This is a genomic window from Vibrio sp., from assembly GCF_984391705.1.
The window spans coordinates 24,315-40,793 of record NZ_CFHWOM010000005.1; the positions used below are offsets into that span (position 1 = coordinate 24,315).

At 43.7% G+C, this 16,479-nt stretch carries 13 protein-coding genes; 3 read left to right on the forward strand and 10 right to left on the reverse strand.

Annotation, left to right across the window (positions count from 1 at the left end):
- Nucleotides 1-50 precede the first annotated feature (50 nt).
- Nucleotides 51-449, reverse strand: a complete 399-nt coding sequence (locus AC4MRV_RS05635; RefSeq protein ID WP_491186450.1) for a hypothetical protein — start codon at nt 447-449, stop codon at nt 51-53.
- Nucleotides 450-724: 275 nt separating this feature from the next.
- Here AC4MRV_RS05635 and AC4MRV_RS05640 point away from each other — a divergent pair, with 275 nt between their 5' ends.
- On the forward strand, nt 725-3,364 hold the full coding sequence (locus AC4MRV_RS05640) for a hybrid sensor histidine kinase/response regulator (RefSeq protein ID WP_491186451.1): 2,640 nt from the start codon (nt 725-727) through the stop codon (nt 3,362-3,364).
- Here the strand turns inward: AC4MRV_RS05640 and AC4MRV_RS05645 are convergent.
- Nucleotides 3,347-3,799 carry a dCMP deaminase family protein gene (locus AC4MRV_RS05645; protein WP_491186452.1) on the reverse strand — a complete coding sequence of 151 codons (453 nt, stop codon included), beginning with the start codon at nt 3,797-3,799 and terminating at the stop codon, nt 3,347-3,349. The genes AC4MRV_RS05640 and AC4MRV_RS05645 overlap by 18 nt on opposite strands.
- Before the next feature lie 959 nt (nt 3,800-4,758).
- Here AC4MRV_RS05645 and AC4MRV_RS05650 point away from each other — a divergent pair.
- Nucleotides 4,759-5,748 carry a porin gene (locus AC4MRV_RS05650; RefSeq protein WP_491186453.1) on the forward strand — a complete coding sequence of 330 codons (990 nt, stop codon included), beginning with the start codon at nt 4,759-4,761 and terminating at the stop codon, nt 5,746-5,748.
- 70 nt (nt 5,749-5,818) lie between these two features.
- Here AC4MRV_RS05650 and AC4MRV_RS05655 read toward each other — a convergent pair whose 3' ends face one another.
- The 7 genes from AC4MRV_RS05655 to AC4MRV_RS05685 form a co-directional block, all read right to left on the reverse strand.
- Nucleotides 5,819-7,096, reverse strand: a complete 1,278-nt coding sequence (locus AC4MRV_RS05655) for a cytosine deaminase (protein ID WP_491186454.1) — start codon at nt 7,094-7,096, stop codon at nt 5,819-5,821.
- Nucleotides 7,097-7,105: 9 nt separating this feature from the next.
- A complete protein-coding gene (gene codB / locus AC4MRV_RS05660) occupies nt 7,106-8,344 on the reverse strand; it encodes a cytosine permease (protein WP_491186455.1) in 1,239 nt (412 codons plus the stop codon).
- Between the two features lie 322 nt (nt 8,345-8,666).
- Nucleotides 8,667-9,905: a ferredoxin reductase family protein gene (locus AC4MRV_RS05665; RefSeq protein WP_491186456.1), complete on the reverse strand. Its 1,239-nt coding sequence runs from the start codon at nt 9,903-9,905 to the stop codon at nt 8,667-8,669.
- Between the two features lie 358 nt (nt 9,906-10,263).
- Complete coding sequence (locus AC4MRV_RS05670; protein ID WP_491186457.1) at nt 10,264-11,610, reverse strand: magnesium transporter; 1,347 nt, start codon at nt 11,608-11,610, stop codon at nt 10,264-10,266.
- 75 nt (nt 11,611-11,685) lie between these two features.
- Nucleotides 11,686-13,008: an ABC1 kinase family protein gene (locus tag AC4MRV_RS05675; RefSeq protein WP_491186458.1), complete on the reverse strand. Its 1,323-nt coding sequence runs from the start codon at nt 13,006-13,008 to the stop codon at nt 11,686-11,688.
- A gap of 139 nt (nt 13,009-13,147) precedes the next feature.
- On the reverse strand, nt 13,148-14,371 hold the full coding sequence (locus AC4MRV_RS05680) for an HlyD family secretion protein (protein ID WP_491186459.1): 1,224 nt from the start codon (nt 14,369-14,371) through the stop codon (nt 13,148-13,150).
- Nucleotides 14,371-14,694, reverse strand: coding sequence for an MFS transporter (locus AC4MRV_RS05685; protein WP_491186460.1), 324 nt, complete (start codon nt 14,692-14,694; stop codon nt 14,371-14,373). The genes AC4MRV_RS05680 and AC4MRV_RS05685 overlap by 1 nt, the downstream gene beginning before the upstream one ends.
- Before the next feature lie 107 nt (nt 14,695-14,801).
- On the opposite strand from AC4MRV_RS05685, the gene AC4MRV_RS05690 reads away from it, so the two are divergent.
- Nucleotides 14,802-15,809 carry an AraC family transcriptional regulator gene (locus tag AC4MRV_RS05690; protein WP_491186461.1) on the forward strand — a complete coding sequence of 336 codons (1,008 nt, stop codon included), beginning with the start codon at nt 14,802-14,804 and terminating at the stop codon, nt 15,807-15,809.
- Between the two features lie 13 nt (nt 15,810-15,822).
- Here the strand turns inward: AC4MRV_RS05690 and AC4MRV_RS05695 are convergent, their stop codons facing one another.
- Entirely contained in the window at nt 15,823-16,479 is a 657-nt protein-coding gene (locus AC4MRV_RS05695; protein ID WP_491186462.1) for a pyridoxamine 5'-phosphate oxidase family protein, read from the reverse strand.

The following is a 16,479-nucleotide window of genomic DNA, read 5'->3' on the forward strand; positions in this document are numbered from 1 at the left end:
GCAGAAGCACCATGAGTAGCGAACTTAAATAATATCGTAAGCCGGAATTGTTACATTTGATAGATGACATAAGCGTCCTCAGGAATAAGATGGGTTGGTACATATGCCACGCCATTCTCGTTATGTTTAAGCCAACTGGTTATTTCGTTTTTTGATTCGTTTTTTATTTCGAAAGGCGCAAGAGCCTTACCAGAAAAGGTTTGTTTTGCCCATATAGCACTCATTTGGCTAGGACTTTTATTGAGCAGTTCTTTATAGAATTGATTGCGAAGATTGGACGATTTAGGTAAGTCCATTAACCGTGCGGGTATGCCATTTATATGAGAAAGCCTACCCCGGTAGAGCATTTTTACTTGGTTAGATCTCAAGTTTCCCATTTCGACGTTGAAGGTTACGATTGCAAAACTAACACCTTCCGTGGATTGACCATACGCTGCCAAACCGAACATTAAGCTTACGATGAAAGTTAGCTTTGTCAGTGAACACCGAAATAGGTTATGGATTTTTCTCATTATTGTTATTTCTGTCCATAGAGTTATTGGATGGTTTTACAAATTTAATTATTCCTAGCAAACTAGCTATAAACTCTTATTTCCTTAGCAATTAGTATTGAAATTCAGGGAGTAATATATTCAATTAGTAATGCTTAAGTGTGGTTAGTCTCCAATATTCTTCTACACTTTGGTAACTGGAATGCAAATTTGATTCAAGGATTGAACTCAAAATGCTTTTGACAAGAATGTCGATTAAAAGTCGCCTATTAGTTCTGTGTTTATTACCAACCATAGTCATCATTTTGCTAAGTGCCAACTTAGTCAATCAGATTCAGGGTCGGCTTCACAGCTATCAACTCATCAGTGACAAAAACTCATCTATCAATTTATTGATGGAGTTTTCACATCATAATTATTCGGCATTAACTAAGCGTTTACGTGGCAAAAGTGGTCAAACATCCATCGCTCTGGCGAATGGTACGTTAGAATTACTCTCTATAAATGAACAGCGTAAACGAGAAGACCTACTCCATAAGCACCAACAAGATATATCGGAAAGTTATATTCAGGAGTTAATCCAGTTATTCCCTGAGCTTGAGCATGCTTCTCCTGAAGAAACGGTTGAGCTGGGACGACTTATTTATACCGTGTTCTATGACTTATACGCCAATGTACTTTCCTTAGAGGGGACACATACTAACAATCGAGTCCATCAATTGGACCTTATTTTAAGCGATTTGAGCTGGCTTCACTTTTGGATGGAGAGAGAAGCTTGGTTGGTTCAAGAAATTCAAGTGGAAGGGTGGCCATACGCTGAATATGCGCCGGAGTATTTCCGAATAAGCGAGAGGCAACAGTATTACTTAGATAAATTCATTGGATTAGGAGCTGATACACAGCAGGTTGAGGCTCTGTTGGCCATCTTTACAAGCCGAGACTTCCAACAAGGTGCTTTCGTCAAAGAACAAATTTTATATAACCGTTTTTCAGCGGAAGAACTTAAACAGTCGGTTGGTATTGTTGAACTACGAAACCAATTAGTTGAAAAGCAACTGACGATTTTCTCGCGCCAACTACAAGACGAATTGCAAGAGGCTATTGATGCCAGTCAGCGCTCAATGTGGTTAATTGCTGGCGCGGGTGTATTTGTATTTATCGTTATGTTTGCCTGGGGAGCGAGCACGCTGTATCGAATTAACTCGAAGCTTTCTCGAATACTGCGTGTGATGGGTAATATGAGAGACAGCGAGAATGTCGAACAAATCCCCATTGATGGTAATGACGAGTTTACTCGATTTGCGCATGAGCTCAATTATACAATTAAGCGCCAGAAAGCTTATGAATTAAAGCTTGTCGATGCGAAGAATAATGCAGAAGCGGCTAACCAAGCGAAAAGCGTTTTTTTAGCAAATATGTCTCATGAAATTCGAACTCCGTTGAACGGCATTATCGGCATGACTGAGATTCTGTCCGATAGCCATTTGAGTTCGAGCCAGAAAGAAATCCTAAATGATGTGGACGCCTCTTCCCATGCACTACTTGTCCTAATCAATGACATATTAGACTTATCGAAGATTGAATCGGGTAACTTGGTTCTCTCTCCTCATACTGCAAATATCCGAGAGCTGGCCTTCGAAGCGATGAACATGGTGAATGCTCAAGCGCTTAAGCAAGAAGTCACGTTAGAAGTTGAGTTTTCTGGTGAGATACCCGTTCATGTAGAAATGGATGAATTCCGTGTTAAGCAGGTTCTGATGAATTTGCTTAGCAATGCGATTAAATTCAGCCCTAACGGTTCCGTAATGGTCCGTGTCTCTATTCTTGATGGTGATCATTTGAGTATTGAGGTAACGGATACTGGGGTCGGTATTGCGGAAGATAAACTGCAGGATATTTTTAAACCTTTTACCCAGGAAGATGGAACGATTACCCGTCGATTTGGGGGAACGGGTTTAGGGTTAACGATTTGCAGCCAACTGGTGGAACTGATGGGGGGAGATATCAGTGTGGAATCCAGAACTGGGGAAGGGAGCCGTTTTATGTTCTCAGTCCCACTTCAACTGCCAGAAACCTCCCCAATGCAAACTCAATATGAGTTAAAAGGCTTGTTTATATCCAATCAAGCTGTCCATCAACAGTTAGCGTACAGCGAGTGTCAGCGACTGGGGCTAAGCTTGGTTCAATGCGAGAACTGTACCCAGGTATACGATCTTCAAGATGAGTTTGATGTCGTGGTTTACTGTTTGGCCCGCCATACCCGATCGAGAAAAGATTTGTCTGAGCTAAGAGCGAGGTTTCCATCTGCAGATATTATTGGCATGCAACACCACTTGTATGTCGAGTCAGATTTGGAGGCTTTGCTGTCTACTCAGGTGAGTTTACCATTGTTAGGTAAGCGTTTTGAAAACATCTTGAGTCAATGCCAGAAGGATTCACGATTTAGCATTGCTCAACGGGCAAGTTCTCCCCCTAAGCCAGATGTCGGTAGCGTTAAACGGGTACTTATTGTTGAAGATAACTTAATGAATCAGAAGATTGCGAGTTTCTTTTTGAGTAAAGTTGGTATTGAGTTCACGATCGCTAGTAACGGCCTAGAAGCGCTTAATTTGGTCAAAAGTAAACAGGAATATTGTGCAGTACTAATGGATTGCATGATGCCAATTATGGATGGCCTGACAGCAACAAAAGAAATCCGATGTTGGGAAAAAGAGAACAACCATCCGCCAGTACCTATTATTGCTTTGACGGCGAGTGTTCTTCCTGAAGAAATTCAAAGCTGCTTCGACGTAGGGATGGATGCATATTTGCCAAAACCTTATAAATCAAAGCAGCTATTTGATATTTTCGAGAGGTTACACGTCACCTTCTAAGTCGCTTAGCGGCAGCCAGTTAACTTTCACTCCGGCTTGAAGGAACATTTCTTGACTCACTTTTATTTTATCTCCCCAGCGAGATAAGAAGTCTGGTGTTTGTTCCGGACAATGGACTGCAGAGATACCAGTTTGAATGATCTTCGCTGCGCAATTTGGACAAGGGAAGTGGGTAACCCAAATTTCACAACCATCTAAGTCTCTTTTGGCAAATAAGATGGCATTTTCTTCGGCGTGCAGAGTCTTTAAATATTTCATTTCTCTATCATCTGTCATTGCACTATCTGAAATGCCATGTGGATAACCATTGAACCCGACGGAAACAATACGGTTTTGTTTGGTAATTACCGCGCCAACTTGCGTTGAAGGGTCTTTACTCCAAGAGCCAACAAGTTCCGCCATTTGGTAAAAGCGTTGTGCCCATTTCGATATCATTGAGTCTTTCCTCTAGAGGTGACAGCCTATCCGGGATAGGTATAGCGTTAAATGTGATAGAGATCTGCTAATAATATCCTAATTTAGATGAGCTTAGTCCAGTAAAATGCACTTTGTTTTCCATGTATTCATCATGATTTCGTTATTTTAAGTGATCTTAATCACGTGATAGGTTTTGGTAGTGGGAGATGCACAGTGGAAATTAGCTAGTTGCTTTGTGCGAGATCTCTTACAAAGGCGTGAGCGTTCAGAGAAACTATGACTGAGATATTTTTAAAGTGTCTCTGTAAGTATTTGTTTTTAATTGCTATGTGTGAATTTTGTTCGTGTTTACCGTGGAGTTTTTGTCTTAATTCATCGTTGTGAAATAGCGTGATTCGCATAATCTTAATTTGTCAGCAGGGAGCAGACACGGAACAGGAAAGACCCAAGGATAGGTCATCTTCAGGATGAAGATTCGATTATTCAGGACGAATGGTCGGCATGGAAAGCAAAGGACATTGGCTGGACGCTAGTAACTAGGATGGTTACACAAGGAAAGACAATGGACGCTTGACGGACTAAGGCAATGCTATCAGGACGATAGAATCAGGGACACCGCTTAAGGATTAAGTGATGAGAGTTAGCGAGGATAGCTAACGGGCTGGATTGCCAAGGACACCGCTAGGATGGCGATGATACGGAAAGTGCTGAAGGATTCAGCGTACTATCAAGGAATAGATGCAGGGAGCACCTATTAGTAGCCGGATTGCTGCGAGTAAGACTATACCCCACTAGGCGAGAGCTTAGTGGGGTTTTCTTTTTCTGCTTAAAATTTTTCCTGTGCTGTCATCTGAATTCCACATAACTGCCATTAAAGTGCCACTGATTAGCAATCAAACAGTCACGCTCAGCTTTTACCCTACCCTCAGTTATTGATTAGGGCAGATGCCCATATTAAATCTACAGGGTAAGTAACGATGAAAAAGACAGTGGTAGCGACGGTGATGGTATCGGCTTTGGTTTCGGGTGGGGCGTTAGCGGCGACCGTTTATGATTCTGAAGGTACAGAGCTGAAAGTCGGGGGGCGAGTAGAGTTTCGTGGTGACTTCATTGGCTCTGGTGGTGCTGAGGTTGAAGGCACAATGGAAGATAAGTCACGTGCCCGACTTAACTTGAAAGGCAAAACGGAGCTGACTAACGACCTAACAGGCTTTGCTGTTTATGAAGCGGAGCAAGGAACGGGTAAAGATACTTTTAAGAATCGCTACATGTATGCAGGTCTTGAAACAAACATCGGCGCATTTTCGGTGGGGCGTCAAGATACTGCAGCGGTGATCATCTCAGATTTAACAGACGTATCTGAATTCTCTGGTACTCAGCAATACATTGATGCTGCTTCAGATAAGGAAGACAGCACGTTTGCGTATCGAGGCAAGTTTGATGCGTTAGAGTTACAAGCCACTTTTACCGCGAGTGACGAAAAAGATTCAGACGGTTTTGGACTGGCTGCTCTTTATTCCTTACCTATGGGGTTAGACTTTGGTGCTGCATACTCTAAAGCGGACTTAACCAAAGATTATCAACAATCTTCAGCTTTGTTTGGTGCGGCCTATACCATGGATGCATTATACCTCGCAGTTACTTATTCGTTTGGTGACAATGACCAGGTTGGGAATGCTCCTTACAAGAGTGAATTCACTGCAGTAGAAGCGGCCGTAGCGTACAAGTTTACTGACCAAATCACAGCAAAAGTGGTTTACGGCCAAGCTGAAGATGAGAATACGGATGCCAAGACAAAAGTGGATACAGCAGATTTCTTTGAAGTTGTTGGTTACTACAAATTCAACAGTAACTTATCGAGCTACATATCGTTCATGTCTAATGGCTTGAAAGACGTTAAAGATGCAAACGGCTTGATTGAGTCGGGTGAAGATACGTTACGTTTGGGCGCGAAGTATAGCTTCTAAAACACCGCTTTAAGTAAATAATAACAACCAGTTGGCAAACGAAAAGGAGGCATAACGCCTCCTTTATTGTTTAACGTTTAAACGTCACTTCCTCTTGCTCACCAAGATGAATCTGCGTTGTTGCAGGTTGCGTTTCTGCAATCACTTTACCGTGACGAACAGAGTAACGCACAGGCACTTGGCGGCGCAGAGCATCAAAGCCGTTTTCAGCAGGAAGGATCAGTAGGCTACCAGGCTTACCGGCTTCGATACCGTGTTTGTCTTGAATGTTCAGCGTACGCGCTGAGTTATCGCTAATCAGATCTAGACCGTTGTTGATTTGGTCGTAACCCATCACTTGGCTAACATGCAGACCCATGTGCAGAACTTGCAGCATGTTCGCTGTGCCTAGTGGGTACCAAGGGTCAAACACATCATCGTGGCCGAAACAAACGTTAATGCCAGCGTTTAGCATCTCTTTTACTCGAGTCATACCACGGCGTTTTGGATAGTCGTCAAAGCGGCCTTGTAGGTGAATGTTCACCAGTGGGTTAGCCACAAAGTTGATGCCAGACATACGAAGTAGACGGAATAGACGTGAAGCATAAGCGCTATTGTAAGAGCCCATCGCTGTTGTGTGGCTAGCCGTTACTTTATGGCCCATCTCATATTTGTGCGCCAGTGCAGCCAGATTTTCAACGAAGCGAGATTGCTCATCATCGATTTCATCACAGTGAACGTCAATCAGGCGATCGTATTTGCGTGCCAATTCGAACACATAGTGCAGAGATTCCACACCATATTCACGAGTAAACTCAAAGTGAGGGATTGCACCGATAACATCTGCGCCTAACTTCACTGCTTCTTCTAGTAGCTCTTTACCGTTCGGGTAAGAAAGAATGCCTTCTTGTGGGAATGCAACGATTTGGATGTCGACCCACTCTTTCATCTCTTCACGCACTTCGATCATTGCTTTAAGTGCGACCAATGTTGGATCAGAAACGTCAACGTGAGTACGAACGTGTTGAATACCGTTGGCGATTTGCCATTTTAGAGTCTGCTTAGCACGAGTTTTTACATCCTCGATTGACAGCATCTCTTTACGTTCCGCCCAACGCTCGATACCTTCAAACAAAGTACCAGAGATGTTCCAGTTTGGTTCGCCGGCTGTTTGAGTGGTATCTAAGTGGATATGAGGCTCGCAGAAAGGCGCCACCGCAAGGCCGCCCTCTGCATCAAGAATGTTACCTTGGTAAGCAATATCCGCATCGCTTTCGAGAATTTGCTTGAATTGACCGTCTTCAATCAGAATCTGCTTGAGACCTTCTTGATTGCGTAGCGTCGCGTTTTTGATCAATAGCGTTGTCATGATGCTTCCTTACGCTGTTTGTGATTTCAGCGCTTGTTTGTTTAGTAGTGAATTAAGTACAACATAGCTTAGTGCGCCACCTAATACTGCGTTTAGCGGCACAACACCAGGGATGAATTTACCTGCCGCAACACCTATAGCGACTGCGATGATACCTGCCCAGTTAACCGTTTGGAATTTCGCTTTTTCGAAGTCCTGGTAACGCTTACGGTTCAATAAGAAGTCAGCAATGATTACACCGCCGATTGGTGGGATTGCTGTCGAAAGGAAGGTCAACCAGCCTACAAAGCTATTGTATAACCACAGCGCGAAGACAGTGCCGACGATACCGTTAATGATAGACATTACTGTGCTTGAACGCCCAGTGATGTTTGAGAAACCAAGGCCCGAAGCGTACAGGGCGTTTTCGTTGGTTGTCCAGATGTTTAAGCCAAGCACGATGATAGCAGGGAGCAGAAGACCCTGCGCAATCATTACGTCAGAAATATCAGCTTTACCGGTTGCCGCGGCGCCCGCAGCGCCAAAGATAAACATCAGAGAGTTACCAATGAAGAAAGCCACCATAGTCACTAATACTGCGCCAGCTGGCTTTTTACCAAAGCGGACAAAGTCAGCAGTGAGCGTGCCGGCACTAACGAATGAACCTACTACCATTGCAAGTGCGACAGAGAAATCCATGGGTGTCTCTGGCTGAATTAGTTGTAGTTGCTCCAACCCGCCAATGCTATCAACCGCCATTGAAACTGAGTAGCTACCTAAGATTGCAATTGCGGGTACAGCAATCGCCGATAGAATCATTAGCGCTTTGATACCGAAGTAAACCGTCGCGGTCATGAGTAAGCCAGAGACGATGATTAATGTGTTGGTATCAATGCCCGTTGCTTTTTGTACCGGAATGGCAAACATCGCAACGCCAACCCCAAACCAGCCAACTTGTGTACCGCCAAGAAGCGCAGAAGGAAGCCAAGAGCCTTTAGTACCAAAAGAAAAACGAGCAAGAAGGTGAGTAGAGAGGCCAGTAGAAGCGCCGATGTAACCAAGAAAAGAAGTGTAGATACCGAGGATTAGGTTACCGATGAGAACAGCGAGGAAGAAATCATTGAATGAAAGGCCAGTGCCAAGTGAACCGCCTGTCCACATACTTGCAGAGAAGAAAGTGAGCCCTAACATTACCATTGTTAATGAAGCGACGCCTTTCCTTGCCGTTGCCGGTACCGGTCCAAGACTGTAGTTATTGTCCGCAGCCATCTATAACCTCCGCAAATAGATTATCAATACAAATTGTGTGTAAATTTCAGGTAAACGGCCGGTATTATGGTGATCTAAATCAAGCTGTCAATGATAAATTTAATGGTTAACGATTTAATTGGTTTGTTTTGTATTTTTATGTTTAAAATTCAATAATTTAGTTTGCGGTGTATTTTTCGATGAAATCGTTTCCTATGAGTAAATTAAGAGTGAAAATATGAATATATCTATAGGTATTGTTTTTTTTAGTCTTAATTGTATTTATATGTCATTCTATAAAAAAAGAAGTGGCAAGCACTTCTTTTTTTAGCTTATGCAAACGTTATCTCATGGCGAAGTTTTCGTTGTGCCATTGTGTGGCAGGAAGGCCAAGTGATAAAAGTTGTATTTTTAGGTCATTCATCATTTTTTTTGGCCCACATGCGAAAACTTGATGGTTATGTAGTTCGCTTTGTAGCTGTTGGCGGATGAATTTTCCGTTCAGAAGCTCACCAATCTCCGTTTGGGTATACAGCGTTACTTGGCTGGTCGGAAGTAACTGATCAAGCTTACTGAGTATTTGAGTGTAGAGTTTTCCACGCCCGACATAAAAGAGGTGGACTGGAGGATGTTCACCTTTAAGACTCTTAATCCAAGCCAAAAATGGTGTAATACCTATTCCGCCTGCGATCCATATTTGAGGTTGCTGCAGAGACTTGCGTGCATGTAACTGGCCGTAGGCACCGTCAACAGTAACAATATCACCTGGCTTAACTCTTTCATAAAGTTCGTTTGTGTGGCGACCCAGTTTACGAATAACGAAGGTTAAGTGGTCTTCATTTGGCTCTGAAGCGATCGTAAAGGGGTGAAAGTGTTCAATTTTGTCATAGCCAAAATCTAAGTACGCGAATTGGCCTGCTTGGTATTGGATACCCTTTTCAATCGGGGTGAGATGGACTTCAATCGTATCGTCGAGTTGCACGGATTCGCTTACTCGATATTGGCAATAACCACGTGGCTTCAATACCATTTTGTAGATCCAGCTTATACATCCAATAAGCGACACAACGACTAACGCAACGCCGGTTTTTGTTCCTACTTCAAAAGGCACGTCTGAGAAAAACGTATGGTAGATAGAGACAAGGAAAATAGGCCCCATAAGTTTATGAGTGTAATACCAAATGCGGTAGGGGATTTGTTTAACCATACTTACACCGCCTAAAAGTAGTAGGCCATACATAGCCCATTGCCCACTTTCTTCACCGACTTCTGCGATAATTGGGTCAATACCATTCCCAGCAGGGCCGGGAACTAGCATCCAATGGAACGATGCGCCAAGTAAACCAAAAATACCTAGCCACTTATGCCAAATGTACGCTTTATCCATACCGCCAATGAAGCGTTCAATCCATTTAGGTCGACAGCTAAGAAAGATCGCTAGTGCCATTGAAAACATTGAAATGGTGGCAAAAAATGCGGGTACTTTTCGTGCTAGTTCAAGTTCGGCCGGTAGAAGACTCCAAAGAGCAAGGCAAGCTGTAATAGCAGAGAATAGGCCTAGGGTGATTGTTTTTAGGTTCATTGTGACTCTCATCTAAACGTGTTAGGTAATAGGATGTCATACTGATAATGAACGAAAAATGAATGAGATGTTCAACTTATCGATGGCGATAAGGGATAAAAAAAGGCCAACCTCAATACTTGAGATTGGCCGATATATCTGTGAACAAAATGGTTCACTAACAACGTCAGTTGGCTAGGTGACCCTCGGCTTAATAAGGGTCATGAATACTATTGCAGTATATGTGCCAACTTTAATAGCGCCTAATTGCGTTATTTTTGGTCGATTTTCGCTGATTTAGCTTATGATTTTTGCAAATTGAAAATGCAAAATGCGAATTCCCATACATTTGCTAATGATATAATTGATATCAATAACGCTATAACATAACCAAACTAGCGGTGCCTAAGAAAGCAAAGAAACCGACGACATCTGTTACTGTAGTTAGAACTACCGAGCCGGCCAATGCAGGGTCGAGCTTAAACTTATCTAGGGCTATTGGAATGAGCACGCCAAATAATGCGGCAGTAATAATATTTACGATGATCGCCAAAGCGATTGTGGCCCCCAAAATCATGGATTGGAACCAAAGCCCAGCAATCGCACCTATAATAACAGCCCAGAGTAAGCCGTTTATTGAGCCAATGCCGATCTCGTTCTTGAGTAGAGCCCAGCGGTTACCTGAAGTGATCTGGTTTAATGCCATAGCACGAATCATTAGGGTCAGAGTCTGACTTCCTGCAATACCACCCATTGAGGCAACAATCGGCATCAGTACTGCGAGAGCAACCACTTGAGCAATAACATCTTCGAATAGACCAATCGTGACAGAAGCTAGAATCGCCGTCATTAGGTTTATCCCAAGCCACACCCCTCGCTTTTGCGAGCTTTTTAGAATCGGCGCAAATAGGTCATCGCCTTCATCCATACCAGTACCCGCCATCAAGCGAGTCTCGTAGATCTCTCGTTGCGTACTGAGTGCAAATTGCCAATCCACTTCACCGACCAACAGTTGTTCATCATCTGTCACAGGCATGGCCGCTAGAGAAGAGTGCTCTAACGCTTCAATACTCTCCGCAAGCGTGAGCTTGGCGTTCAATGTAACTGTATTCTCAACAGTCAGGCTTCTTAAGCGGTCGCTTGGTGAAGCGCGAAGCAGATCAATATAACTTACAACGCCGCGAAACTGTTTACGTTTGTTGATTAAGTAGATTTGCTGGGGGGCGTCATAACTATGACGCTCCATGAGAACTTTGGCTTTTTCGACCGAAATGTTAAATGGTAGCGTTACTACTTTACGCTCAGCCCAGCGGCCTAACTCGTCATCTTCATATTCGTTCGCTTGGTCATACAGCTCTAACTCATCTTTTTCGATTAGCTGGAGGGCTTCGTTGATGATCTCTTCTGGAAGCGAATCCGCCCATTCAATCAAAGAAAGGTTATCGAGTTTAGCAAGGGTGAGTTTTAGCTCAGTTTCAGACAATTCATCAATGATTGAATGTCGAACTTCAGAACGCGACTCAGTTAGGACTTCAATATGCAGTTCAAGGGGTAAGCTACGCCATAAACGAACACGCTCGTCGATTGGAAACGCTTCTAGTATCAATGCGACGGAACCTGGTTCTAAACCAAGCTCTATGGAGTCGTTAAGAATCGTAACTTGATCGTTATCTTCGGCTTGAACAATTTGTTCAATTAATATGGAGAGGTCTTGGAATTGGCTCACTGAGCACCCCGACAATCAGTATGGTCAAATTAACTGAACATCAAGGTACTTGAAAGTGACAGAAAAACAATCCCCCTAACGTGGCTTAGTGTCAAGATAAGGCTTAGCAAGTCGATGAATGTTGATTTTTGCACCGATTCGGGCTGCAAGGAGATACATCCCTCCAATTTTACGGTGTAGGAAGAAAGCATCTGCTGGAGGGGAGTGCCAGTAGTTTTGTTCCATACTAAGAACTGTTCCTGCTTCTCGAAGGCGCAGAGCTAATGAACTACTACTAAAATCGTATTCTTCATCGACGAGCATTGGCTCACAGGCCATTTTGACCAAATTTAGAATTGCTAGGCGTTGCTCTTCCAAAATGTCTTGGCTGAAAAAACCAATTTGTTCGAGGGCACTATTGAGGGCCCCGTCGTCACCATCTAAAACCGCTCGAAACGCTTTCCGGTAGCCAGAGCTGAATGCTTCGCTAAAGTTACGAGTAGCGCCAAAGTCTAATAAACCTATTTGTAGGGTTTCTGGTAAAAAAAGATAGTTTGCGAAGTTAGGATCCGTTTGCACCATCTTTAATTCAAAAAGCTCTTTGAATAGCAAAGTTATTAGGCTCGACATGACGGAGTTTCGTACCTCTTGTTCGCACTCAACAATGGCTTCGATTGGTTCTCCCTCAATAAACTCCATTGCCAATACAGTGTCCGAGCTCAGTTCTTCGTATATTTCAGGTACCACGAACTGCTCTGAATTCCTTAGAGCCTGGTGATAACGAGTAGCAAATTGAGCCTCTCTAAGGTAATCGGCCTCATCATGCAGTTGCAGTTTTGCTTCTTCCAGTAATCCTTTGTAGTCGACTGAATCTGGAACTAGACCTACGATTTTCAATAGTGAGCCGACATTGTCGACGTCACTATCAATACTTTTTCGGACACCTGGGTATTGGACTTTCATTGCTAGACTTCGTCCGTCATCACTGTATGCATGGTGTACCTGCCCGATGGAAGCACTGGCTATCGGCTTAAAGTTGAATGCTAAAAACTTTGTTTTCCATTGTTCACCAAGTGCATCCACCATCACTTGATTTAGCTGTTTCGCTGGCATTGGATCGGCATTAGAGCGTAATCGCGCCAGAATATCCGCGAGTTCGGGTTCTAAAATATCCCCGGCATCCATCGACAACATTTGGCCCATCTTCATTGCAGCGCCCCTAAGGTGTGCGAGTTGTTGCGTTAGACGGCTAATGTTTTTGGGGGTCATCAAGAGTTCACGAGCTTTGGGTTTATTTCCTTGAGCTAGTTGTTTTGTTCCTTCAGCGATGACGTTGCCCGCAACGCGAGTCGCCAGTGAAGCAAATTTGCTGAACCTAGAGACGCGGTGAGTAGGAAGGCTTCGTTCCTTCGTCGGCATGATTTTCTCCCGTAATGTGGCGTTTACCACAGTTAAAATTATTTATACGGGAAAAGTGAGAAATTGAACACAATTGAAAAGAAAACCGCTTCTACTTGGAAGCGGTTGTTTTAATGAAATGACTTCTAACTTATTGAAGTTAAATAGAATAGAAGAAGTAAAGTTGGGACTTCATTCTAATTATTATGCCGCGAATAACATCTAGAAATGCCATAAAACTGATCGGCTTTTCACCGCTGACCCATGCTAGCCCCACCGAACCCACAGGAATATCATAGCCTTCTGGCTCTTGGATTTTAAGGCGTACAAAGTGGTGTTTGTTTTGTAGGTTTTGCCCCGTCGTTTTACGTACGGATTGGTCTAATCCGAGTAAGTTGCTTTGCGCTTCTCCGGTACCTTCTACAATTCCCTCGACTTCTGCGGTGAAGATTTTTCCAGGATAGACGGAAGAGGCAAATTCGGCTGCTTGTCCAGGTTTTACATTTCGAATTGCTTGATGATTTACGCGCATTAAGACGTACTTTTCTTCGGTATACATTTGCAGGCGAGGCATCATAGAAACGCGCTGACCTTCACGCAAAATAAAGTTAGTCACAAAACCATCGGCTGGCGCGTAAACCTTGGTACTGTCTAGGTCCCATTGCGCTTTGGCTAATTGCTCTTTCGCTTTTTGCCAATCAGCTTGTTTACTCTTAACTGCAAGTTCAGATTTACTGATCGAAAGCTTTGCTTTGTCAGCTTCCACCTGCTTGGTTTTTAACTGCGATTTGATCGTTTCAATATTAAGTTTGGCTTTTGCAACTGTAGTTTCTTGCTTGTCGATGTCACTATCTGTAATGGTGTTTTTAACCACACGGTTTTGATCTTGGTAGCGTTTGAGCATTTTCTTTTGTAGATCGTAATCTACCTTTGCCATTGCGAGTTGGCTTTCGGTCGTTGCCAGATCTTGTTGCATTGAAGCGTAAGTTGCTTGAGCGATTGCTATATCTTCTTGTGCGACGTCCATTGCCACAAGCGCTGCTTCTTCGCTAACTTTCGCTTGGTTATAGGCTATTTGGTACTGGGTATCATCGAGTTGATAGATTAATTGGCCTTTAGTGACCTGTTGATTTGGCTCGATATAAATCTTGTCCACTTTACCGGTGACATTGGCTGAGTCTGGACGAAGTTGTATGTGTGGAGACTGTACGACAGAACCACCAGAGAGATCCATGGGCGTAAAGTTTATTAAGCCAACCCAAACAAACATTAACCATGACGCCCCACCTAGATACGCAAATCCTTGAGTGAATTTGTTCCAAGGCATCCCCACTAAACGAAGTAGATAGATGAACAATGCCCATACAGCTAAGCCTTCTAACATTACGCTTCCTCTTGCTTTGGTTCGTGTTTTGGCGCGTGACGCCAAGTGTCACGTAGGTTAACGATGGCTTTTTCCATATCGACGAAGGCAAGAATAACGGCGACAACCCATACCCAATGCCAAATAAATCCTATCCATGTGAGTGCTGTGATTAGCCCAATCTGATGGTGATCTTTACTGTGCGCTTTATTAATCGGAAGTTCGTGGAATCGCCAGAAACCGTATATCGCAGCTCCGACAGTACCTACTAACACGATGGCAGCGACGACGTGCAGCGCGGTATCGGCACCAGTGCCAACAAAAGGGACGCTTAATAGACTCATCTAGGTCTCCAAGTTTTCTAAGTGACAGTAATTGTGATCAAGATTTGCTAACTTCGATATTTTGTGACAGATTGAATCAAAACTTATTTAATTATGATGTAATCAGTATGGTTAGAGTGCGATTTATTCGTGCGTTGGGTATTAAACAATTGCACAACTTAGCAAGACATCGATATTCCATTGAGGAAGGGGCGCTTCATATCCCAGAAAGTGCACTGGAAAACTCGATGACGTTGTTGCCCCTTTCGGAAGTCAACCGTTGGTATGAGCAGTTGGAAAAGTGCTCTGGTAATCCCGATGTTGTACTCGAGTTAAGCCGTGAGATCGACTTAGACAAACTTGGCGCTATTTCACGTTGGTTTTTGTCCGGCTACGATTTGGCATCGACGTTTCGCCGAATTAACTATGGTCTTAGTTCACTTCAGTCTGGCGCGTATTTGTCAGGCGCACAGAGTGGCTCGATCTTAAAGTGGGTTTACCATAACCCTTATGTAGAGCCGCAGTGTAAAGTCCACGATAGTATCAGAGTGGCGGTATTCATGACTAAGATCCTACGCACTTACTTAGGCGAAGAGTTTAGCCCGATGCGAGTGCTCGTTTCAGGTACAAGGAAAAACATCACCAAATACGAAGATTACTTCGGATGCAATGTCGAATGGAGTCACTCTAAAACGGAGATATGGTTCCACTCGGATCTGCGTCTCGCGACACAGCAAAAAACTCAGTTTTCTCAGCGCCGGTTAGCGATGAATTTTTCCGATTTGGATGAGTTTCTTAATATGCCTGAGCCTGATGACGAAGTTAAAGTGATCTATGAAGTGATCAACTACAGTTGCCACTATGGGTTACCGACGTTAGAGCGAGTATCAGGCTTATTGGGTTTATCAACGCAACAATTTCAGCGTAAGTTACACGCGTTTGGTATGAACTTTACTACTGTTATGGGATATGTGTTGACCAATTCAGCGGCGAACCTTTTAAGTAAAGGAGTCCCAGTGGAAGAGGTCGCTCAGCGTTTGGGTTATCAGAACTGTGCCAGTTTTAACCGAATGTTTAAAAAGCATCGTGGCTTGACGCCAAAGCAGTATCTTCAGCATTTCCACGATACATTTTAGTGAACATCACAAGTTATGAGTTGTGCCAACGATCCCCATAAGCTTTGCTGTAATCGGGTTCTTCGAGGTGAGTTGAAGCTTCGACGGGCTCTAGTGGACCAACAACGGTTCGATAAGGTAACACTCCAGCCCAGACTGGGCGATCTAAGTCTGTTTTGTCATCGTTAACGCCAAAGTTACTGATTTTTACAGATGCTTCACTTAAAGGCAGTTTGAGCACCATGGTGGCTGCTAGCTCCTTATCACTGCTTAGCCTGACCTCTTGGGTTCTTCCTGGAGCGATGTGCTCCACAAAATAGTTAAGCACCCTATTTTTTTCGTCTTTGTCTTCAACTCGTTCAAAGCCGCCAAATACGACTGCGGAGCGATAATGGGCGCTATGATGAAACGCTGAGCGAGCAAGTACCCAACCATCAAACAAAGTAAAGGTGAGACAGGTCTGTTCGCCTTTACTGAGACTTCGCATTAGCCTGCTGTTGTTTGCGCCGTGAATATAGACGTGATTGTCGACTCGCCACGCAAGCATTGGAATGACGACGGGACCACTTTCGGACCCGATAGCAATGTGCGCGATAAGAGACTCGTCGATAATGGCGTTGAGCTTCTCAGGGTCAAAGACGGCTTTATGTTGTGCTTTGTTGATTTCACTTCTCTTTGTTGTCGATAGCAT